18 protein-coding genes are annotated in these 20231 nt (G+C 52.0%); 5 read left to right on the top strand and 13 right to left on the bottom strand.

Annotation, left to right across the window (positions count from 1 at the left end):
- Positions 1-150: 150 nt before the first annotated feature.
- The 6 genes from ACW9JV_RS01440 to ACW9JV_RS01415 form a co-directional block, all read right to left on the bottom strand.
- On the bottom strand, positions 151-477 hold the full coding sequence (locus ACW9JV_RS01440; protein WP_457334525.1) for a four-helix bundle copper-binding protein: 327 nt from the start codon (positions 475-477) through the stop codon (positions 151-153).
- A gap of 241 nt (positions 478-718) precedes the next feature.
- The gene (locus ACW9JV_RS01435; protein WP_457330625.1) at positions 719-1735 is read right to left on the bottom strand and encodes an Rpn family recombination-promoting nuclease/putative transposase; all 1017 of its coding nucleotides are present in this window, start codon (positions 1733-1735) and stop codon (positions 719-721) included.
- 263 nt (positions 1736-1998) lie between these two features.
- Complete coding sequence (locus ACW9JV_RS01430) at positions 1999-3255, bottom strand: glucuronate isomerase (protein ID WP_457330623.1); 1257 nt, start codon at positions 3253-3255, stop codon at positions 1999-2001.
- The gene (locus ACW9JV_RS01425) at positions 3252-4763 is read right to left on the bottom strand and encodes a tagaturonate reductase (protein ID WP_457330621.1); all 1512 of its coding nucleotides are present in this window, start codon (positions 4761-4763) and stop codon (positions 3252-3254) included. The genes ACW9JV_RS01430 and ACW9JV_RS01425 overlap by 4 nt, the downstream gene beginning before the upstream one ends.
- A 12-nt stretch (positions 4764-4775) precedes the next feature.
- Positions 4776-6275 carry a UxaA family hydrolase gene (locus ACW9JV_RS01420; RefSeq protein WP_457330619.1) on the bottom strand — a complete coding sequence of 500 codons (1500 nt, stop codon included), beginning with the start codon at positions 6273-6275 and terminating at the stop codon, positions 4776-4778.
- Positions 6276-6331: 56 nt separating this feature from the next.
- Positions 6332-7354, bottom strand: a complete 1023-nt coding sequence (locus tag ACW9JV_RS01415; protein ID WP_457330617.1) for a LacI family DNA-binding transcriptional regulator — start codon at positions 7352-7354, stop codon at positions 6332-6334.
- Between the two features lie 452 nt (positions 7355-7806).
- Here ACW9JV_RS01415 and ACW9JV_RS01410 point away from each other — a divergent pair, with 452 nt between their 5' ends.
- A complete protein-coding gene (locus ACW9JV_RS01410) occupies positions 7807-8436 on the top strand; it encodes a helix-turn-helix domain-containing protein (protein WP_457330615.1) in 630 nt (209 codons plus the stop codon).
- 14 nt (positions 8437-8450) lie between these two features.
- On the opposite strand, the gene ACW9JV_RS01405 is transcribed toward ACW9JV_RS01410, so the two are convergent.
- Entirely contained in the window at positions 8451-8903 is a 453-nt protein-coding gene (locus ACW9JV_RS01405; RefSeq protein WP_457330613.1) for a hypothetical protein, read from the bottom strand.
- A gap of 145 nt (positions 8904-9048) precedes the next feature.
- Entirely contained in the window at positions 9049-10587 is a 1539-nt protein-coding gene (locus ACW9JV_RS01400; protein ID WP_457330611.1) for a C40 family peptidase, read from the bottom strand.
- 191 nt (positions 10588-10778) lie between these two features.
- On the opposite strand from ACW9JV_RS01400, the gene ACW9JV_RS01395 reads away from it, so the two are divergent.
- Positions 10779-12059: a DUF2254 domain-containing protein gene (locus ACW9JV_RS01395; protein ID WP_457330609.1), complete on the top strand. Its 1281-nt coding sequence runs from the start codon at positions 10779-10781 to the stop codon at positions 12057-12059.
- A 228-nt stretch (positions 12060-12287) separates the two neighbouring features.
- Here ACW9JV_RS01395 and ACW9JV_RS01390 read toward each other — a convergent pair whose 3' ends face one another.
- A complete protein-coding gene (locus ACW9JV_RS01390; RefSeq protein WP_457330607.1) occupies positions 12288-13274 on the bottom strand; it encodes a C40 family peptidase in 987 nt (328 codons plus the stop codon).
- Positions 13275-13530: 256 nt separating this feature from the next.
- Between ACW9JV_RS01390 and ACW9JV_RS01385 the strand changes: the two genes are divergently transcribed.
- The 3 genes from ACW9JV_RS01385 to ACW9JV_RS01375 all read left to right on the top strand — a co-directional run bounded on the left by ACW9JV_RS01385 (position 13531) and on the right by ACW9JV_RS01375 (position 17936).
- On the top strand, positions 13531-15180 hold the full coding sequence (locus tag ACW9JV_RS01385) for an S-layer homology domain-containing protein (RefSeq protein WP_457330605.1): 1650 nt from the start codon (positions 13531-13533) through the stop codon (positions 15178-15180).
- 174 nt (positions 15181-15354) lie between these two features.
- Entirely contained in the window at positions 15355-17754 is a 2400-nt protein-coding gene (locus tag ACW9JV_RS01380; protein WP_457330603.1) for a heavy metal translocating P-type ATPase, read from the top strand.
- 29 nt (positions 17755-17783) lie between these two features.
- Positions 17784-17936 carry a hypothetical protein gene (locus ACW9JV_RS01375; protein ID WP_457330601.1) on the top strand — a complete coding sequence of 51 codons (153 nt, stop codon included), beginning with the start codon at positions 17784-17786 and terminating at the stop codon, positions 17934-17936.
- Between the two features lie 407 nt (positions 17937-18343).
- Here the strand turns inward: ACW9JV_RS01375 and ACW9JV_RS01370 are convergent, their stop codons facing one another.
- From ACW9JV_RS01370 to ACW9JV_RS01355, 4 genes are all read right to left on the bottom strand, one after another.
- Positions 18344-18517 (bottom strand): hypothetical protein, encoded by a 174-nt coding sequence (locus ACW9JV_RS01370; RefSeq protein ID WP_457330600.1) that lies wholly within the window; start codon positions 18515-18517, stop codon positions 18344-18346.
- Positions 18518-18532: 15 nt separating this feature from the next.
- A complete protein-coding gene (gene fabZ, locus ACW9JV_RS01365; protein WP_457330598.1) occupies positions 18533-18967 on the bottom strand; it encodes a 3-hydroxyacyl-ACP dehydratase FabZ in 435 nt (144 codons plus the stop codon).
- An 87-nt stretch (positions 18968-19054) separates the two neighbouring features.
- Entirely contained in the window at positions 19055-19342 is a 288-nt protein-coding gene (locus ACW9JV_RS01360) for a DNA-directed RNA polymerase subunit beta (protein WP_457330596.1), read from the bottom strand.
- A 34-nt stretch (positions 19343-19376) separates the two neighbouring features.
- Positions 19377-20219, bottom strand: coding sequence for a flagellar hook-basal body protein (locus tag ACW9JV_RS01355; RefSeq protein WP_457330594.1), 843 nt, complete (start codon positions 20217-20219; stop codon positions 19377-19379).
- Between the last annotated feature and the right edge of the window lie 12 nt (positions 20220-20231).

Below are 20231 nucleotides of genomic sequence, written 5' to 3'. Positions count from 1 at the left end.
ATGAATTTCTCTATTGATCGTAGGATTTCTGTATCGATTCTGCGAAGGTTCAGGGGTTTATCAATCGATTCTCTGTATTTCTGCCTTGGTTCTCTGAATTATTGTGTTGATTCCCGGATATTCTGACTTAGAGATGGTTGCTGTCGGGACTCAGGATGCCATATCCTGGCATACATTCGCGCAGTGGTGGCAGGCTTTGGCGCAGCGCTGGCAGTGGTCGTGTTCGTGTTTGGCGCATTCATCGCCGCACGCCTGGCAGATCTCGGCGCAGACCCGGCAGATGGCTTTGGCGTACGGGCTGTTGCGCTGCATCGCCTGTGCGGCGAACCCGCAGATGTCGGCGCATTCACGGTCCAGCCGGATGCATTCTGCCATCATGTTCACGTCCTGTTCCTGCAGGCACGCATTGTAGCAGTTGTTACACGCCTCCATGCACTCGAGGCAGGCCTGGATACACTCTTCATACGTCATGATCATTGCCTCCTTTGGGGGATTAGGTTTCTGTCTATTGGGATTCCCTGTGATAGGAGATTTCATGCATGAATTTTCAGGTATCACTTTCTGCAGGGAGGGCTGATTTCTGCATTGATTCGTGAGTTTCTCTATCGATTCCCACAGTCATTTCCTTTTTCTTCCTCGATTCTCCGGATTTCTCGATTGATTCTCCATATTTCTGCGTCGATCATATAAAAAAATGCCGGCATAACCGGCAGTTTTATTATGATTCCTGGCTGTTTTTTATAGTTTGAACGGTTTCGTTATCCAGCCCGGTAATCCTGCAGACAACTTCCACCTCAAAGCCTTCCCGCAGCATGGAAGCCGCCACGGACCGTTTATTTTCCATTTTCCCTTCTGCCATACCCTTTTCTATACCTTTCTCCATGCCTTGTTCTATCCCTTTTTCCATACCTTGCTCCATACCTTTTTCGAGCCCTTCTTTTTCCGCATCCTGGACCCGAAGCTCGTATTCTTTATCTTTCGCGGCGGCGTCCATGATCTGCTTCAATCGTCTCTCGTAAGCAATTTTCTCCTCCACGCTGGCACTCAGATATTCCCATTGTTCAAAGGCGCCTTTCAATGATTTGTCGCTCATTGCGATCTCCTCCAATGCATGGTAAATGTCTTCATACATCTTATGATTTCGGCGGTCGACCATCCCAAGAAGCAGCAGCCATCTGGCGAGCAGGTGATGCGTAATGTCGAGCGTGCCTTTCCGCCATTTGCTGATTAACGTCGGTATCTCCAGCATGTGGAGTTCGAGCTGGCTCGTTATTTGGTGGTGATGAGTGCGATTTTTCAGTACGTAGGAGTGATGAAAGTCTGGTGCTTTCTCTTCCGGCAGCGGAAAATTTAGTATATTGATGATAATAACGGGCTGGAGTGTTCGGTACGGTTCTCCTTCTTTGATACGGGCCCGGTACAATCCGGCCCAGTAATAGAGGGATCGTTTGACCATATCATACTCATTTGTAAACTGAATTTCAATGTTAATATATTCCCCTTTTTCGGTGAGAGCCACGATATCAAGCCGCGATTTTTTATCTCCCTCGTGTTCTCCTGCGAATTCGGTGTTTTCGAAGGTGATGTGCTTGATTTCTTCTTCCTTCTCCCGCTGGAGAACGGCATTCAAAAACACAATGGTCAAATCCTTATTCCGTTCCACTCCGAAAAGCTGCTTGAATGCATAATCAATTTTCAGATCCATCAGTTGTTCCGGACGCAACCACTTCAACATACTGCTTCGCCTCTATTCTATTGTATTGGACTGCATCGTTTTATTATAGCATAAAAAGAGAACAAATGTTCTTTTCGTGAAGGTAGATTATCTATTGATTGCGGCATTTTATTTATCGATTTGCGGGTTTCTCTATTGATTCTCCCCCATTATTCTATTTTCTCTATCGATTTTCCACATTTATCAATTGATTCTCCGGATTTCTGCATCGATCTACCATAAAAAGACCCTGCTTCTGCTGAAACAGGGCCTTCTTTCTTCCATTATTTCCGGTAGTCTTTGTCGAGGAAATTCCAGAAATTATCGTGGAACATGGCGGCGATGTCGTTTTCGATGTCTTCTTTGGTGACGGGCCAGCCGGTGCTGCGGACGTCTTCGTATTTTTCGGTGAGAACGTCTTTAAGCACCGTTTTCGTGTGGCGCCATTTGTAGACGACCTGTTCGAGGACACGGGCGTCGGAGTGCTGCGGGATGAAGCTCGTGTTGAGGAGCTCGAGGCGCATGCGTGTCACTTCGTTCACGATGACGGGGTTGTTCATGAACCACCAGCACCCAAAGATCATCAGATGGCGGAATTTACGCGCGAGCACGGCGAGTTCGTGCTGGTTCTCACGCGACAGCATCGTGACGAGAAATTTATTCTCCTGGTTTTCGGCGAGCAGGTTCTCTAGCGCGCGGATGTCGGCTTTGCCGACGAAGTCGCCGGCGTCGATCAGATCCGGGTTGACGCGTTTTTTCACGCCGATCATGAGCGCGAACGGGATGTTATGTTTTTTCGTGACCGGCAGGATGCAGTCGCGGATGACGCGGCCTCGGTCGCTGTCTTCCGGGTAGGCGAAGCTCGGCGGAAGCGACACCGCCATGTAGAGCGGGTTCATGATCTCAATCCAGTCTTCGAGGAAGCGGTTCACTTCCTTGATGGTGCGGCCGTTCCAGTCGTCCTGGATCTCGTATCCCCATCCCCGCAGCTTTTCTTTTGTGTTCTGGAAGTCGTTCAGGAGCGGATCGATCCGGAGCACGGCGTGAAAATCATCCTGGGGGCGGGTGCCCTCGAGCCAGATGGCGCGTTCCTGTTCATCAAACGGGTCGTTGGTCATGACGATATTGGAGACGTTCGCCTGCTTCATGACGGCGCCGACCTGTGAGGCCGCGGAGCGTCCGGCGAATTCTGCGCGGTACGTATCGAGATTTTTCGTTTTCGGATCAATGCCCATTTCCTGCAGGGTTGTCAGCACGCCTCGGGCTGCTTCGCTGACCGGGGTGCGTTCGACGAACAGTTTCTGCCAGATGAGTTCGGCCTGTTCTTTTTTCTCCATTTTCCAGAAGAGCTGCGGATCCATATCTGTCCAGCGCATCACTTCGGCAACGAGGTAGTGATAGGTAAGCAGTTCGTCGATGTCCCACAGCAGGATGTCTCCGAAATTGGGAGAAAACAGATGCGTGTGAATGTCGGTGATTTCCTGGTTCTCAATGGCGTTTTCGACGGTCTCGCGGATTCCTTTTTCTGTCGTTATGGTCATTGGATCTCCTCCTTAATGTTTTGATGAAACTGCTCGAGTGTCTGTACGGCACCGTTCTCGAGGAGCGCATCGACGAAGCCGCTGATCAGGTGCTTTCGGGTCTCATCGGCCGGCAGTTCCCCCTGTCTGGCAAGAAACGCGTCCACCAGCGCGGTAGTGGACAGGTTCCCGTTTCGATGTTCGTTCCATTTGTCATGCATAAACGTAATCATCTCTTCGGATTCGCGCAAAGGGAATTCGCGGCCGAGCGCGGCGCCCTGCACTTTTTCCTGTCCTTTCTCCTGCGGCTGGTAATAAACGATGACAGCCGCGAGGGCGAGAGCAAAATACTGGTTCGCCGGATTGCCGCTGTCCCAGCGCTGCCAGATCGGCTGCACGCGGGTGCCGAATTTCTGGATGGCATTCTGGCCCAGATCGGTGAGCTGGTGGCGCTGGTACGGGTTTTCAAAGCGCTCCAGCACGCCGGCAGCAAAGTGGTCTTTTTCGTCCTTGTCATACGGCAGCACCGGTTTGATGGCGTGATCCATCGCTCCTTCAACAAATGCGCGCACCTCTTTGTCCCGCATGGCCTCATAAACGGTGTCCACGCCGTACAGATGGGAGAGCGCGAACATCATCGTATGAGGGGCATTCAGAAGGCGGATTTTCAGCTCGGCATAGTCTTTTACATCCGCGTAGGCTGCGTTCAGTCCTGCATCCTGGAGGGGCAGAATTTGTTTCGCCTTTTCTCCGCCTTCAATGACAAACAGGTGGTACGGCTCCGCCACGGTGAAAAGGCGGTCTTCATAGCCGAGTTTCTCCTGGAACTGTTCGATATTCGCAGGATAGCCTGTCACAATCCGGTCCACGAGGGTCTGGCAGAATTCGTTATGGTCCGTTACCCACTGCCGGAATTCCTCCCCGAGCGACCAGTCCTCGATTTTGCGGAGAACGATATCTTTCAGTACGTCTCCGTTCCGCTCGACGAGTTCACAAGGCAGCAGTACAAGCCCTTTATCCGGATCCCCGTCAAACGCCAGGAACCGTTCATACAGAAGCTGGACCGTTTTTCCCGGAAAAGAAAGCGGCGCCGCGGCCCGGTTCCAGTCTTCTTCCTGATACACGAGTCCCGCTTCTGTCGTATTAGATGCCAGAATCTCCAGCGTCGGTTCCACTGCAGCCGCTACGGCCCGGTCCCATTCTTCATACGGATTGACCGAGGTGGAAATGGCTGTCACGACATCGGCGCGGTCGACCGTTTTTCCGTCCAGCCGGCCGCGCAGCTGGACCGTATAGGCATGATCCTGCGCCTTCAGATCCGGCAGCTTGCGGCCATGCGGCGTCGGCTGAAGTGCTGCGACACTGCCGTTGAACAGCCCCTGCCGGTTCATGTGTTCAATCATCCAGTCGAAAAAACCACGCATGAAATTCCCTTCGCCGATCTGCAGTACTTTCACCGGCAGACCGGTCTGGTCCCGCACCTGCTCCGGATCCTTTGTTTTCAGATAATCATAGGATAACCTCTCCATCATCTACCTCCTTTACAGAATAACGCCGTCTTTGAAAATCGCGATCTCCTTGAAGTTGTACATTTCATTGCGGGTCTGTTTCGTGCCGGATGCCCAGGCGATCATTTCCTCCATGAATTCATCGGTCAGCGTCTCGAGCGGTTTGCCCTCAACGAATTCACCGGCGTTAAAGTCGATCCAGCGTTTTTTCTTTTCAGCCAGGGCGGTGTTCGTTGAAATTTTCACCGTCGGCACCGGTCCGCCAAACGGGGTGCCGCGTCCGGTCGTGAACAGGACGATGTGGGCGCCTGCCGCGGCGAGATTCGTGACGGACACAAGATCATTGCCCGGTCCCTGCAGCAGATTCAGCCCTTTCGTTGTCGCGCGCCCGGCATATTCGAGCACATCGACCACCGTCGCGTTTCCGCCTTTCTGCACGCAGCCGAGCGACTTTTCCTCCAGCGTCGTGATGCCTCCGTCCTTGTTGCCGGGCGATGGATTCTCATAGACGTTCTGGTCATGATCGAGAAAGTATTGCTTGAAATCGTTGACGAGTTTCACCGTGTTATCAAACACTTCTTCGTTTTCCGCGCGACTCATAAGCAGTTTTTCGGCACCGAACATTTCCGGTACTTCGGTGAGAATGGTCGTGCCGCCGTGGGCAATCAGACGGTTGGAAAACGAGCCGACGAGCGGGTTGCCGGTAATGCCGGAAAAGCCGTCGGAGCCTCCGCATTTCAGGCCGACTTTCAGCTCGGACACCGGAATCTGTTCACGCTTGAACCCGTTCGCGTACTCGGTGAGCTCTTCAATCAGACTAAGGCCTTCCTCGATTTCATCCTCTACATCCTGCGCGCCGAGGTAGACGACTTTCCCGTTTGTCTTCTCACCAATCATCTCCTGAAACGACTTGATCGTGTTGTTTTCACAGCCAAGGCCCATGACCACGACGCCGACTGCGTTCGGGTGCAGCACGAGGCTGGAGAGGACGCGCTGGGTATTGGTCAGATCATCGCCGAGCTGCGAACAGCCGAACGGATGCGGAAAATGGAACACGCCGTCCACTTCATCGCCGTCCCCGAGTTCCTTGGACGCCATATCGGCAAGGAGTTCCGCCGATTTGTTAATACAGCCGACCGTGTTGATGATCCAGATTTCATTGCGGATGCCGACTTCTCCATTCGGGCGCCGGTACCCCTGAAAGGTAAGCTCTTCTTTCGGCTTTTCGGTCTCCACAGGCTCTCTTGGCTCATACGTGTAGTCGAGCTTGCCGCTCAAATTTGTCTTCGTATTGTGGGAATGCACCCATTCGCCGGTGTCGATGTCTCTTGTCGCGTGGCCGATCGGATTGCCGTACTTCAGGATGTCCCCGCCTTCTTTGATCGGCTGAAGCGCCACCTTATGCCCGGCCGGGATAGTTTCAAGGGGGGTGACAGAAATGCCCCCGGAGGTCACCCCCTGTCCTCCGGCCGCTTCATCGATCGCCACAGCCACGTTATCCAGCTCATTGATACGGATGATCGGTTCCTTCATCGTTATCCTTCCTTCCTTGATTTTTGAAGCGCTTTCAAAAATGACACTGGAGCACATCAGCGCACCGCCACCGTGTCCCGCTCCAGAAAAGCTGGAGCGTATCGGTAGACAGCCGGCCGGACCGCTTCTTTATCTTCATTCATCTGTTCAAACAAAAGCGATGCTGCTTTTTCGCCGATCTCAAACGCCGGTTGATCAATGGCCGTGATCGCGGGATTATAGACACTCGCCAGCGGCATATCATCGATGCTGATAATACTCAGGTCCTCCGGAATGCGCACTCCTGCTTTCTTGCAGAAATTCAGTACCTCCATCAGCGTAAGATCGTTGCTGGCCAAAAGTGCCGTTGGCTGATCTTCCTTCTGAAATTCCTCTACAAGGTATTCCGCCATACCGGATAACGGTTTCTCATAAATGAAGGTGTCGTTCCCACCGAGCCCGTGTTTTTCCATCGCTTTCTGAAAACCAGCCAACCGCTCCGTTCTTGGTGTCATCATCGGCTTCAGCGTAGGAACGGCAAGACCTATCCGGCAGTGGCCGTGCTCCCTGAAATGGTCCACAGCCATGGCAGCTGCCTGCTCATTATCAGTTAAGACTGTACTGACCGGAAGTTCCGAAATGATCCGGTCGACAAATACAAGCGGAATCTCCTTCTCCAGCAGTTCACGGTACATTTCTTCATTGTCCCCCGCCGGAAAAATGATAAAGCCGTCCACCTGCTTGGCCTCGAGCATCTTGACATATTTCTGTTCCTTCGCCGGGTCTTCATCGGTGTTGCATACAATGACATGGATATTCTGCTGATTGCAGGCATCTTCCACCGCCCGGATCACATGGGTCGAAAAGCCGTGCAGAATGTTGGCGACAATGATGCCGATCGTAAATGTTTTCTTCTGTTTCAAGCTTCTTGCGAGAAAGTTGGGGGAATACTCCAGCTCGACGATACTTTCCCGGATCCGCTGCTTGGTTTCCTCCCCCATGTATTCAAATCGTTTATTCAAATACTGGGATACCGTGCTTTTGGAAATGCCGGCGTGCTTTGCTACATCGGATATCGTTATATTTCTGCCGTTTTTCATGGTTGATTCACCTTCGATCGAGGGGAACTAAACCGATTTATCTAGACCGGTTTATCTGCATTTTAATGGAAGTCCGGCTGGAAGTCAATACTCCTTCTATCCGAAGGTTCAATTAACAGTGGTCTTTGTTTACTTCCTCGTTTCGGAGCGTCTGCCGGATTTTTTCATAGAGTTCCTGCGACTGTTCCCTGTCCGAAGCTGTCAAAAAAATGACGCCGCTGGTCACGGGTGAGCACTTTCAGCAGATGGCGGTTTCCCGATTCGTTCAACAGCATGGGAAACCCCTCCAGTGACACCTGTTTCTATGACTTTATCACAGGCAGGAAGACCCGGCACTTAGAGCGCTTATGTTCACTCAAAAAGGACATTGTTTGTTTGTAGGAAACATAATACGTGCCGGGTCTGTTCTAATTCCTGCCGGATAGGTAGAATAACATCAGGTGATACATTCCATGGAAAAACGAACCTTAGGAAATTATGTAAAAGAACTCCGACTGCAGAATAATTTATCCCTCCGCGATCTTGCCGGAGAAACAGATATCAGCTATTCCTACATTCATGCCATCGAAAGCGGCCGGGTTACGCCTTCGCGTGAAGTGGCAGCTGCTCTTGCCGAGGGGCTGCAGGGGGCGCTTCCTGATGAATTGATGCGGCTTGGAGGCTACCTTCCCTCTCCCGATTCTCCGAAAGACCTGGATGGAGCCATCCGGCTGGATGTGTTCGCTTCCCGGCTGCAGAAGCTTATAAGCGATGGAAATTGGGGGCTGGAAGCTCTGGCGGTGCGTACCAATATTGAAAAAGCATCCCTCGGCCGCTGGCTGCATCCCGAGAGCTATAAGACCTCCGCAGACCGTCCTGATGTTATCAGCCTTTATAAACTGGCGTCGGTCCTTCATGTCACCCCGGATTATCTCGCCGGGTACACGGACAGCACCTCAGGTTTTGATGCAGCCGCGCCCCGGCCGAGAAACCTGAGGGATCTGCTGTATCATGAACCGCTCGTTCTTGATCACATTCCGCTGGATGAACAGGACAAAAGGAAGTTAATCGCCATGATTTATGCGGTGTTTGATCCGGAATGACATGATTTTGTTTTTCAGATTGGCAGCAGTCCTTTTTCCTGAAGACGGGTCAGCGATGCGTCCCAGTCTTCGGGATGAAGATAGCCCTTCACCCGGACCAGGCCGGGTTTTTTCGTCTGCATCAAAACGATCAGATCGATGATAAGCGGCGTGGACAGCCTCCCGTGTGCATTGCTGACACCAAGCAGAATCAGCGCTTCGGTTTGATTGGCATAGGAAGACAGGTCAGGGTACAGCAGAATGACATCCGTCGTAAACGCACGCTTAATCTGAATATGGATATGGTACGCTTCTACTTTGCTTAGCACTTCCGCCTTTTCGGGATAATGAACTATGTCATGGGCTTCAAGGTTGTGCAGATACCCGGAAACGTTCCGGTACAGATCCGCCCATTCCATCTGGGTGATGCAGCCCGGCTGCAGATACACTTCCACGGCTTCCAGGTCAAACGGGTACTCCGGTGTCATATCATTACCTCCTGTGGCGAAAGTCTACTGGTCTCTATTATTATATAATATTGTTCATTTGAAAAACACATTCAGGGCTCTTTTTTCCCGGAAAAACAGAAATTCCCGTGTCATAAAAAAAAACAGTCCGGAAGCTCCGGACTGTCTAATAACGTTTGGCACCGATATAACGCTTCTCCCAATAATCATCCGTTTTGTCGCTGACCGTGACGCCGGTCGAGGTACCGGCGTGAATGAACTGATCATTTCCTGTATAGATGCCGGCGTGGGAAGGACCGTCCTTATACGTTGTAAAAAATACGATATCGCCGACCCGCGGCTTTTCCACCGATTCTCCTTCCTCGTAGATCTCCGAAACGGAGCGGGGCAGTTCCACCCCGTTTTCCTGGAAAACATACTGAAGAAATCCGCTGCAGTCGAATCCGGATTCCGACGTGCCGCCCCATACGTACGGCGTTCCGATATGTTCGGCTGCATCGGCAACGAGATTCGTCGCATTGACCTTCTGATTGGAAGACTCTCTGGCGGCTGTTTCCTGGTCCGGCTCGTCCTCACTGTCCGCATCCCCCTGCAGTACAGCTTCCATCTTTTCCATTGTCCGCGGGCCGGCGATGCCGTCAGCGGTCAGATCATGATCTTTCTGGAATGATTTTACCGCATTCTCCGTCACTTCCCCGTAAACTCCGCTCGGCTCCATTTTCATATAATCCAGTTCGCGCAGATCTTCCTGAAGGGTCGTAACCTCATCACCGCTGGACTCGTAGCGGAGCATCTCTGAGGAGTCGGAAGCCGGCCCGGCTGCTTCTTTTTTTTCAGCTGCTGAGGACGCCGGCACCGGATCGCCGCGGAGCGCATTGAACGTCTTCGGTCCGGCGAGACCGTCTGTGGCAAGCTCCTGCTTCTGCTGAAAACGGCGGACCGCTTCTTCGGTCATCGGTCCGTAAACACCGGTCACGTCTTTTTTGTAATAGCCGAGGTCTTTCAGCTGACGCTGGAGCAGCGACACTTCATTTCCTTTATCTCCGCTTTCCAGAATGCGGAACGTGGATCCGGATTTCCGGCTGGATGACTGATCTCCAACCATGGCCGCTGCAGCCGAACCAATGACGCCGTGCATAGCGGCAAACGTCTGCGGTCCCGCTATGCCATCCACCGTGATGTCGGCCCCGGACTGAAAGCTCCTTACCGCCCTGGCGGTTTGGCGTCCGTAATAGCCGTGCTCCTCTCCGCTGTAAAATCCAAGAGCCTTCAGGCGGCGCTGCAGCTCTTTCACTGCCGGGCTTTTTTCTCCGGTCTGCATCATCGTCGTCGAGCCAAGTCGTTCTTCCTCTTGTCCGTTATCAAACGATCCGGACGTTTCGGAGGCAGGCTCCGATTCTTCGCGCAGCAGAGCGCCGAACGTTACCGGTCCGGCAATGCCGTCCACCGTGAGCTGATGGTCACGCTGAAACGATTTTACAGCTTCTACCGTTGCCTCATCGTATGTTCCACTCACGGTTTCGTATGTATAATGACCCCGCTCCTTCAACAGTTCCTGCAGCTGTTCCACCTCGTCGTTTTCCATGCCGTGCGAGAGGACGTTGTCGCCGACTGCCGCATCGGCTGCCGCCGGTACAGCGACGAGACCCGCGGCAGCTGCCGACGCTGCCACAATTTTTTTCGTATCAGCTGTTGCATCGAACACAGTCATTCCCCCTGATTCTGCATATCTTGACACACCGATTGAATATTCTAACTATTATTGTACATGCTTCGCCTTATTTCTGCCATCCTTTTTCACTAAATCGAACAATATTTTATGATTAAAGGGCTGAAAAAAAAGGTATTCTGTAGTATTGCAGTATTATTTCAGGAGAGAGAAAGGGTTTAACAAATATGAGACGACAAAAATGGTACGTGCACCTGCGGGAGAAATTCTGGTTTCTTCCTTCTATATATGGTTTCGCCTCTCTCTTGGCGATTGCCCTCTTCACCTATTTAACTGGTCTCGTTCCGCAGACATGGCTCATCCAGGCGCCAAGCCCATTTCCGATCAGTACGACCACCGCCAATTATCTCTACAGTTCGCTGGTAACAGCACTGCTTACCATGACCAGTGTGAGTTTTTCCTCAGTCATGGTGGTTCTGACCACCTATTCGACCCAGTTCACGCCGCGTGCGCTGCAGGACTTCATGCAGAGCCGCATCACCCAGCATGTGCTCGGTGTATTTACATTCGGATTTATTTTTTCGCTTGTGAACCTTCTGCTCCTGGCTCCGTCTGAAACCACTCATCTGTTCATGCCGATTCTCATGATTGGCGTTTCCATCGCCTGCCTGGGTGCTTTCATTCTGTTTATTTATCATTCGACCAAGTATGTCCAGGTCAATCATTTAATTGGAAAGATCCGCACTGATGCATCCAAGGTGATTGAAGACGCGTATTACCTGCCGCATCTTACCGCTTATGCAAATTGGGAAAATCCGATCCCGGATGAGGAGCCGAATGTAATTTACGCGCACAAATCCGGGTACGCGCAGCTCCTTGAATTCGGCAATATCGTCAACTGGGCATCCCGTCACGATGTCCGCGTGGAAAGCCTGATTCATGTCGGTTACTACGTGCATAAAGGAGAACCGATTTTCCGGTACTGGCCGGGCGATGCCGAGCCGGATACAGCGGAGCTGCGGGAGTACCTGCTTGTCGGCAATGAACGCAGCAACGCCCAGGATATCGAATTTTCGATGCAGAAACTCGTTGATATTGCGATACGGGCGATTTCCCCGTCCACCAATGATCCGCACACCGCGCTGAACTGTATCAACCGCCTGGCCGCCCTGCTTGCAGAAATCAGCATCCGCTATCAGGCGCTGACCTACTTCACCGATGAGGAAGAAAATCTGCGTTTCATTCTGTATCCAAAATCGTTCCGCTCCTACCTTCACGGCTGCTTTTTCCAGATACGGATGTATGGGAAAAACGACATCTCCATTATCGGCGGCTGTATAGACGCGTTGACCGTCGTGGCCCAGACCGGCAAGAATACCGTTCACGAAGAGCTGCGCTCCTTTTTTGAATATATGAAAGACGCCGTCGATGAGGACGAGTTAAGCGAATGGGATTATGAGTATTGGCAGGAACGCCTCCGCCGCTTTGAAGCGGAGCTGGAAGGGTAAAGGGAAGAAATAAAATCTGCAGGACAGGGGCTTGGGGACACTAGAGAAGTGAAATCTATCCGAAGTGGGTTCCGGGCGGATGCCTGGAACCACTAAGCACCCATAATAGAGTCTTAATGTCTTCCAGGACAACTTCCATAGACACTAAAAGTCCCGCGGGAACATCCAGTGTCCTCCACCCCCATAACCCCTGGTGCATAAACCGTTTTCCTATGTCCCCACCTCGTTTCACCCATCCTGCTCGAGGTAGCGCCGGGCGCTGTGGTAGCTGCCGGCGTATTCGGATTCGGTAATGGTGACTTTTTCGACGGTGCTGTCTGAATTCGGGGAATGGATCATGCGGCCCTCGCCGATATACATACCGACGTGATGAATCTCCCCGGTGCCGCCGTTATACGCGAAAAAGACAAGATCACCGGGCTGGAGGTTTTCACGCTCCACCGCTGTTCCGCTGCGGGCCTGATCCTTTGAATCACGCGGGATGGTGATACTATGGGCTTTATAGATCGTGTGGGTAAAACCGGAACAGTCAAATCCAAATCCGGACGTTCCCGCCCACAAATAAGGAAGATCGATGAACATGTCCGCCGTTTCCAGCAGATCCTCCGCCCCCGGCTCCGGTATGGCCTCTTCGTCTTCATAGATCGAGACATCTTCTGCGTCCATCCACTTGTTGCCATCCGACGGTGTCGCGACAAGCAGTTTATCTTCTTTTTCAAAAATAACCGGCAGCCGCGTGTTAAAACTGACTTCAAGACTTTCCGTCTCGAGTGCCCGCTCCTCATACAGATGGGCGGTCGGTTCCGTGACGGACGCTGTTTCTGCATGCTGGAGCAGTTCAAACCTCGGGCTTTCCGTAATCTGGTCTTTCGGCACCCAGCCCGGATAGCCCGCTTCATTGCGCGGTGTCTCCTGTTCTTCCACCGCTATCTTCGCCCAGTCTCCCTCTTCTTGCAGCACTTCCACTTCCATGCCGTACAGCGCCTGGGTGTCGAGGTTACCAAGCAGCCCCCGTTTTTCGGAAGGGGACATGGATTGTGTCCATTCCCACGGCTGTACCGGGTTGGTCAGGGCCGGTGCATCCATTTCTCTCGGCGCTTCCGGGTCCGACCATACCGACATCACGGATACATCCACATAATGCGAATAATCCTGCGGCAGAGCGTCTGCCTGCTCCGCCGCTTCCACTTTTTCAGCAAAAGGATGCGGCAGCATCAGGCCGGCTAACGTTAATGCAGTAATAGGTCCAGAAAAAATAAACGTCCTCTCCTTTATCCCGTGATCTCCCTCTTTGATCTTTCTCCTATTCTATCAGAATAAAAAATTTTTAAAAAACTGAATCGCAACCGGATCCTGTTCCGTATATCTTTTTTGAGGAAGTTGTTAGTTATTTATGGAAATACCAGACAGTTTCATAGTATACTAACAATGGCAGGTTACACTATTTCAATTTTTTCCAGGAGGGTACTACATGAAAAAGTTTTACGGCATTGCTTTATCAGCAACGCTGGCTGCTTCGCTGGCACTGCCGGCAGCAGCTGGAGCACAGGATTCTTTCAGCGACATCGGGGAAGATTTCTGGGCAAAAGATGCGATCGATTATCTTGAAGGCGAAGGAATCATTAACGGCTATGAAGATGGTTCGTTCGGTCCGAACGACAAAGTGACACGCGGCCAGGCTGCGTTGATGCTGACTTCGGCATTGGAGCTGGAGACAGCCGACCGTCCGGATCCCGGCTTTTCAGATATTGAAGACGGCACCGAGCTCGCCGGAGCTGTAGCAGCGGTGGCGGATGAAGGAATCATTGAGGGGTACGAGGAAGAATTCCAGCCCAACGATGAGTTGACCCGCGCACAGATGGCGAAAGTCCTCGCCGAAGCGTATGACCTGAATGGAGAAGGAAGCAGTGAATTTTCCGACGTGACGGACGATTTCTGGGCGTATGACCACATCGACGCTCTTGCTTCAAACGGCATTTCCACCGGCTATGAAGACGGTTCGTTCAAACCGGGCGCTTCCACGACAAGAGCTCAGTTTGCAACCTTCCTGTGGAATACCACAGAAGACGAAGCACCTGCTCCGGAAGTTGATGAAGAAATCGCCGGAGTGCTCGAAGATGTGATGGAGACCCAGCAGAACCTGGACAGCTATACCTTTGACGGCAGCGCAGGAATCATTCTGGATGTTCCGATGGGAGACGAGGAACTGTCCGAGGAAGAGCAGCAGATGCTCGAAGAATCTATGAACATGGAGATGGATATCCGCGGTACATTCCAGAAAGATCCGATGCTTTCAGAAGTCATCGTTGAACAGAACATTCCGCAGTTTGATGAGACGGTCGAGAATGTATCGCTTTCCACCGAGGAAGCAAGCTATCAATATATTAACGACGCCGCCTTCATGGGCTACCCGGAAGAGTGGCAGGGCAAATATATTGAAATGAACTATGATGACCTTCTGGGCGGTCAAAGCTCCGGAAATCCTTTTGATATGGAGCAGCAGCAGGAAATGGCTCACGAAATCTATGATGTATTCATCGAAAACTTCGGCACGGAGTACTTTGAACTGCAGGAGAGTCACGCAGCCATTCCGGACGATGTAGACTATGAGCAGGTCCTCAGCTTCTCCCTGGAACACGAAGACCTCAGTGATGTCATGAACATCCTTGAAGAAGATGTCATTCCGGAACTTGAACCGATTCTTGAAAATCCGGGTGCCGCGTCAGCTCTTGCCAGCGTTACCGGCTCCAGCTTCCAGGCTCTGAATGACGATGGAAACATGCCGGAAGGCGGTGTGTCTGAAGAAGAGATCAACGAGGTTCTGGAGAGCTTAACTCTCGAAACCTTTGAAATGCATCAGGCCATCAATGAAAACAACCAGGTCGTGTATGACGCAGGTGAAGTGGAAGTCAGCTACACCGATGAGCAGCAGGGCGATATGTCCTTTGGCTTTGACTACGGCGTTGCCTCCAGCAACTTCAACGAAGACGTTTCGTTTGAATACGGCCTGCCGGAAAGCGACGAGAACATCATTTCCTATGATGAGCTGATGGATTGGCAGGAAGAGCAGATGCCAGACTTTGAAGAAATTGATGAAAAAGAGCTTCAATCGGTTGAATAATACCTCTTCATCGAGCCGGCCCTTTACAGGGGCCGGCTTTTTTTCATACATCAACCCTTCTTTGTACATTTGTTATTCAAATATTCGTTTGAATATTGACTTTCCTGTTTTTGAACCATACACTAAGGAATAACAATCAAACGATTATTTGAATGATATATAGGAGGAGAATGTATGAGCCACGGGAAAAAAGAAAATGAAACAACCTGCTGCACCGAGGATACACAGCCAACGATGATTCCCATAAAAACTTCCTCCGGCAGCGAAATACAAAGCAGCAGCAAGCTGGAATACAAAATCAACGGGATGGACTGCCCGTCCTGCGCCGCAACGATTGAAAAAGGATTAAAAAAGAACGGCAGCATTCAGTCCGTAGAGGTGCATTATGCCGCGGGGAAAATGACTGTCGGCGCCGAAGATTCTTCCGTTTATGATGACATTCCAGGACAGGTGCGGAAACTGGGGTTTGAAGCGGAGCCCTTGGCGAATGACACGAACAAAGAAACGTATCATGTGGAAGGCATGGACTGCGGGAACTGTGCCGTGACCATTGAAAAGCATCTCGGTAACGTCCAGGATGTGCAGCACGTTCAGGTAAATTTTTCTACGGGGAAGATGCAGGTCCATCACTCCTCCAGTCCGGAAAACATTATGAAAGAAGTGCGGAAAGCCGGCTTTGAGGCAATCCCGGATACCGGCTCACAAAACGATGACAGAAAGAAAAAACGGTTTCCCTCCACAACTCTGTCAGGACTCTTTCTGGCTCTTGGTTTCGCGGGTTCCTTCACCGCCCTTCCCGACCTTCTCCTTACCGCTCTATACGCCGCCTCCATTGCTGCAGGGGGATACAAGCCGGCGAAAAGCGCGTTTTACGCTCTGAAGAGCAGGGCGCTCGATATGAATGTGCTGATGGCATCTGCCGCCATCGGTGCCGCGTTGATCGGAGAATGGTTTGAAGGTGCGATGGTGGTATGGCTGTTCGCGCTGGGAACAACGCTGCAGAACCGTTCCCTGGAGCGTACGAGAGCATCGATCCGCAGCCTGATGGATCTTGCTCCGGCTGAAGCCGTCGTCCTTTCCGGCGGACAGCAGGTTCGTAAAGCTGTCGAAGAAGTGGGGGTTGGAGATATTGTCCTCGTAAAACCAGGCGAAAAAGTTCCACTCGACGGCGAAGTCGTGAGTGGAACCTCCAGCATCAACCAGGCTCCCATCACCGGTGAATCGATACCTGTAGACAAACAGGAAGGAAGCACGGTGTACGCCGGAACGGTAAATGAAAGTGGATCGCTCGAGATCAAAGTAACCAAACTGGCGGCGGACACGACGATTGCCGGAATCATTCACCTCGTCGAAGAAGCTCAGGAGAAAAAAGCACCAACCCAGGCGTTCATCGACAAGTTCGCTGCTGTCTACACGCCGGTTGTATTCGCGCTTGCCGTCTCCGTCATCTTGTTTCCTCCCCTTCTCGGACTCGGTACCTGGGGAGAATGGTTCTATAAAGGGCTGGCGCTGCTCGTTGTCGCCTGTCCGTGCGCGCTCGTCATATCCACTCCTGTCGCCATCGTTTCCGCCATCGGAAATGCCGCGAAAAACGGGGTGTTGATCAAGGGAGGAACATTTCTAGAAAAGGCCGGTATCATCGATACAGCAGCGTTTGATAAAACAGGAACGCTGACCGAAGGAAAACCGAAAGTGTCAGAAGTCCACGCTTTTCATGGCAGCAACGAAGAGCTCCTTGCTGTTTCGCGGACCATTGAGGAACATTCCACCCACCCTATCGCCCGGGCGGTAATGATGTACGCAGAAGAACACGGAATTGCAGCAGAGCGGGGAAGCGACTTTCAGTCGGTGGCCGGCACAGGGGCCAAAGCTTCCATCCATGGTGTTGAATACTTTGCCGGGAGTCCGGCGTGGTTTCAGGATATGGGGGCTGCTCTGGATGAATACAGGGAGCTCATTCATAAACTCGAACAGCAGGGAAATACGCTGGTCGTCGTCGGTACGCGTGCTCGTATTCTCGGCGTTATTGCCGTTCGGGATACCATCCGGGATAGGACCGTCCACTCCATCCAGGCATTGAAAAAAGCAGGCATATCAGACACGGCGATGCTGACCGGGGACAACCGCGGAACAGCAAAACGGATCGCCGGAGAAGCCGGTGTCGACCGCTTCTTTGATGAACTGCTTCCCGAAGACAAAAGTTCGGCTGTAGAGACCCTTCAGGCCGAAGGAAAGCGTGTGGCTATGGTGGGGGATGGTATCAACGATGCGCCGGCCCTGGCCGTTTCCGACCTCGGCATCGCTATGGGCGGGGCAGGAACCGACACGGCAATGGAAACCGCCGATATCGTGCTCATGGCCGATAATCTGGAGCAGCTTCCGCACACGATCCGTCTCAGCCGCAGAGCCCTGACTATCATAAAACAGAATATCTGGTTCTCGCTGCTGACAAAAGCAGCCGCGCTGGTTTTAATCTTCCCGGGATTTTTGACGCTGTGGATGGCTGTACTGAGCGATACCGGCGCCGCCCTGCTCGTTATTCTTAACAGCATGAGGCTTATGAGGGCACAATAGATTGGATCAAAGGGAGAATCGATGCAGAAATGCATAGAATCGATTGGGAAATGAGTAGAATCGATAGAGAAAACAATCATCACCGCGGGAATCGATCGAGAAATGAAAGAATCAATGCCATCAAGCTCGGGGTGGATACAAAAACCCGCCCGCTTCAGAGAGGAAACTCGCGCGGCTTGTAACAGACAAAAGGAGAACCCCGGCCTTAACTAGGTAAAACGCTCCCGATTATCCCCAGGATATGCCGGTAGCGTTTTGTTCTGTTCCGTACCTTTTAAGCAGCAGAGGTCCTGCGTATGGCAGCGTAATACCCATAAGAGCCGTCTTGTGGATACTATGGTGTTGAAACAACGCCGCAGTGGTCTCAAGCAGAACGTCTGAGAAGACTAATCGCCCGACATGGAAACTCAGCGTCTTCCGGAACCTCCTTTGCGGACACTAAAAGCGTCATGCGGAACTCTTTTATCCTCAAGCCCTTGCCCCGGAAAACGACGGCAGGCCGCTGTCATACGAAAACCCCGGACAACGGGTTTCTTCCAGCAGCGCGGAAACCTGTTGTCCGGGGTTACTATCATCCCTGTTTTTTGTCTCAAGTTCCTTTTCTGTTTTCCCATGTCATTAGTCCGAGCAGAATGGCGCTTGACAATATGCTTCCAACGACCGGCGCGATAATGTGGGCCGGTTTAGGATTCGATGCGCCGAGCAGCGAACCGATAAGTGTCATGATAATCAGGACTATGGCTCCAATCATAACGGCTTTCACCGCGACGCCCTCCTTTTACTCTTCCGGATTCTGTATCGCAAACATCAGCTCCAGCTCACAGACGACGGTGTCTCCTACTTTTGCCGTACCTTTTCCTTTTCCGATGCTGCCGCGCAGTCTGGTGATTTCGGTTTCCAGCGTCAGCTGATCGCCGGGTTTCACCTGGGATTTAAACCGGCAGTTTTCGACACCGGCGAAAAACGCCAGCTTCCCCTGGTTTTCCTCTTTTTTCAGAATGGCAACGGCTCCGGTCTGTGCCAGTGCTTCAATAATCAGCACACCCGGCATAACGGGATAGTCCGGAAAATGACCATTAAAAAATTCTTCGTTCGCTGACACGTTTTTCAGGCCCACGGCCCGCTCCCCTTCTGTTATCTCCGTGATCCGGTCGATTAAGAGAAATGGATAGCGGTGCGGAATGATCTCCTTGATCTCTTCGGTAGAGAGCATGTCTCTCCTCCTGTCCATCGTTACCTTATATTCAACTTATTCCTTATGGTTGTGTACCATCCGATCGGGAAAAAGGAGGCGGCGGCATTATTCACCCTGAATAAATTCGATCAGCCGCTCCCAGTTTCCCCACCGCAGCACTTCAAGCCCATTGCCGTCCCCGACAAGGGCATAACCTGTTAAAAGTCCGCCAATCAGGCTCAGAATCAGCACGGCCAGTACAATGACGAGCCTCGCCCAGATCGGGACCATCCGGACGCGTTCCCGTTTTCGTCCCTTTTTGCTGGCGGAATGCTCGTTGTTCTCTTCATTCTTCTTTTCCTGCCTGCGTTCCTGTCTTGACTGGGGGTGGGAAGTTTCTTCATTATAAGTCATTATTATAATCTCCGTTATTCAAAATCAAGCGCAGTCATCCTCTTAAACTGTTAATCAGCCCCATCATCTGGTCTCCCTGGGTGACCGCGCGGGCATTAAACGAATACTGGCGCTGTGTCGTCATCATGTCTGTCATAGCCTGCCCAACATCAACGTTCGACTGTTCCAAAGAACCCTGCTTTACGGCTTCCTCTGCTCCGGGATTGAATTCAAGCACATCGGCTTCAGCAAGGCCCAGTTCATCCAGATCCGGCAGAGAGAAATTATTGCCGCCGGCATTTTCAAGCAGCTGCGGTTTGGTGACGCGCGCAAGCTCCAGCTGTCCGATTTCTATCTCTTCCCCGTCCTGGGTTACTGCTTCCAGCGTGCCGTCCTCCTGCAGGGAAAAGTCCTGGGCACCAGCCGGGATATCCATTCGTTCACCGTCTTCGCCAAGCAGATAGTCCCCATTATTATTAACGAGTGTCCACCCTTCCGGCTCTTCCGGATTCTCCGACAGATAGAATGAACCATCCCGGGTATACTGTGTTTCCGCTTCTCCGTCTGCCATGGATTCCACCTGGAAAAACTGATCTTCTTCCGTGATAGCAAAATCCAGTTCCCGGCCCGTTTCCTCGAGAGAACCCTGTTCCATCCGAAGGGCGGTCTGGGCCGCAGCAGCACCGGTTCCGGTGCGGATACCGTCGGGTGTCAGGCGTCCGGCTTCGTTGCGCGGGTCACGCATATTGTTCGTCTGCTGAAAAAGCATGTCAGAAAAAGTTGTTTCGCGGCGCTTATAGCCGGGGGTATTGCTGTTTGCAAGATTATTGGAAATGCCGTCCAGCTTATGCTGCAGCTGTCCCATCGTATTGGCCGATGATAATGCGGATCCATACATGATGGCTGTCCT

The organism is Salibacterium sp. K-3 (genome assembly GCF_054052005.1).
Note: the sequence above shows the minus strand (reverse complement) of the source record. Positions and strands in the feature narration are given on the sequence as shown.

What these genes read in the sequence shown, in the direction of transcription:
- ACW9JV_RS01390 (WP_457330607.1), bottom strand. Translation starts at nt 13,274, where the DNA reads ATGCTGCCGCATCCTTTTGCTGAAAAAGTGGAAGCGGCGGAGCAGGCA.
- ACW9JV_RS01380 (WP_457330603.1), top strand. Translation starts at nt 15,355, where the DNA reads ATGAGCCACGGGAAAAAAGAAAATGAAACAACCTGCTGCACCGAGGAT.
- ACW9JV_RS01435 (WP_457330625.1), bottom strand. Translation starts at nt 1,735, where the DNA reads ATGTTGAAGTGGTTGCGTCCGGAACAACTGATGGATCTGAAAATTGAT.
- ACW9JV_RS01395 (WP_457330609.1), top strand. Translation starts at nt 10,779, where the DNA reads ATGAGACGACAAAAATGGTACGTGCACCTGCGGGAGAAATTCTGGTTT.
- ACW9JV_RS01420 (WP_457330619.1), bottom strand. Translation starts at nt 6,275, where the DNA reads ATGAAGGAACCGATCATCCGTATCAATGAGCTGGATAACGTGGCTGTG.
- ACW9JV_RS01415 (WP_457330617.1), bottom strand. Translation starts at nt 7,354, where the DNA reads ATGAAAAACGGCAGAAATATAACGATATCCGATGTAGCAAAGCACGCC.
- ACW9JV_RS01440 (WP_457334525.1), bottom strand. Translation starts at nt 477, where the DNA reads ATGATCATGACGTATGAAGAGTGTATCCAGGCCTGCCTCGAGTGCATG.
- fabZ (WP_457330598.1), bottom strand. Translation starts at nt 18,967, where the DNA reads ATGCTCTCTACCGAAGAGATCAAGGAGATCATTCCGCACCGCTATCCA.
- ACW9JV_RS01425 (WP_457330621.1), bottom strand. Translation starts at nt 4,763, where the DNA reads ATGGAGAGGTTATCCTATGATTATCTGAAAACAAAGGATCCGGAGCAG.
- ACW9JV_RS01360 (WP_457330596.1), bottom strand. Translation starts at nt 19,342, where the DNA reads ATGACTTATAATGAAGAAACTTCCCACCCCCAGTCAAGACAGGAACGC.
- ACW9JV_RS01355 (WP_457330594.1), bottom strand. Translation starts at nt 20,219, where the DNA reads ATGTATGGATCCGCATTATCATCGGCCAATACGATGGGACAGCTGCAG.
- ACW9JV_RS01375 (WP_457330601.1), top strand. Translation starts at nt 17,784, where the DNA reads ATGCATAGAATCGATTGGGAAATGAGTAGAATCGATAGAGAAAACAAT.
- ACW9JV_RS01410 (WP_457330615.1), top strand. Translation starts at nt 7,807, where the DNA reads ATGGAAAAACGAACCTTAGGAAATTATGTAAAAGAACTCCGACTGCAG.
- ACW9JV_RS01405 (WP_457330613.1), bottom strand. Translation starts at nt 8,903, where the DNA reads ATGACACCGGAGTACCCGTTTGACCTGGAAGCCGTGGAAGTGTATCTG.
- ACW9JV_RS01385 (WP_457330605.1), top strand. Translation starts at nt 13,531, where the DNA reads ATGAAAAAGTTTTACGGCATTGCTTTATCAGCAACGCTGGCTGCTTCG.
- ACW9JV_RS01430 (WP_457330623.1), bottom strand. Translation starts at nt 3,255, where the DNA reads ATGACCATAACGACAGAAAAAGGAATCCGCGAGACCGTCGAAAACGCC.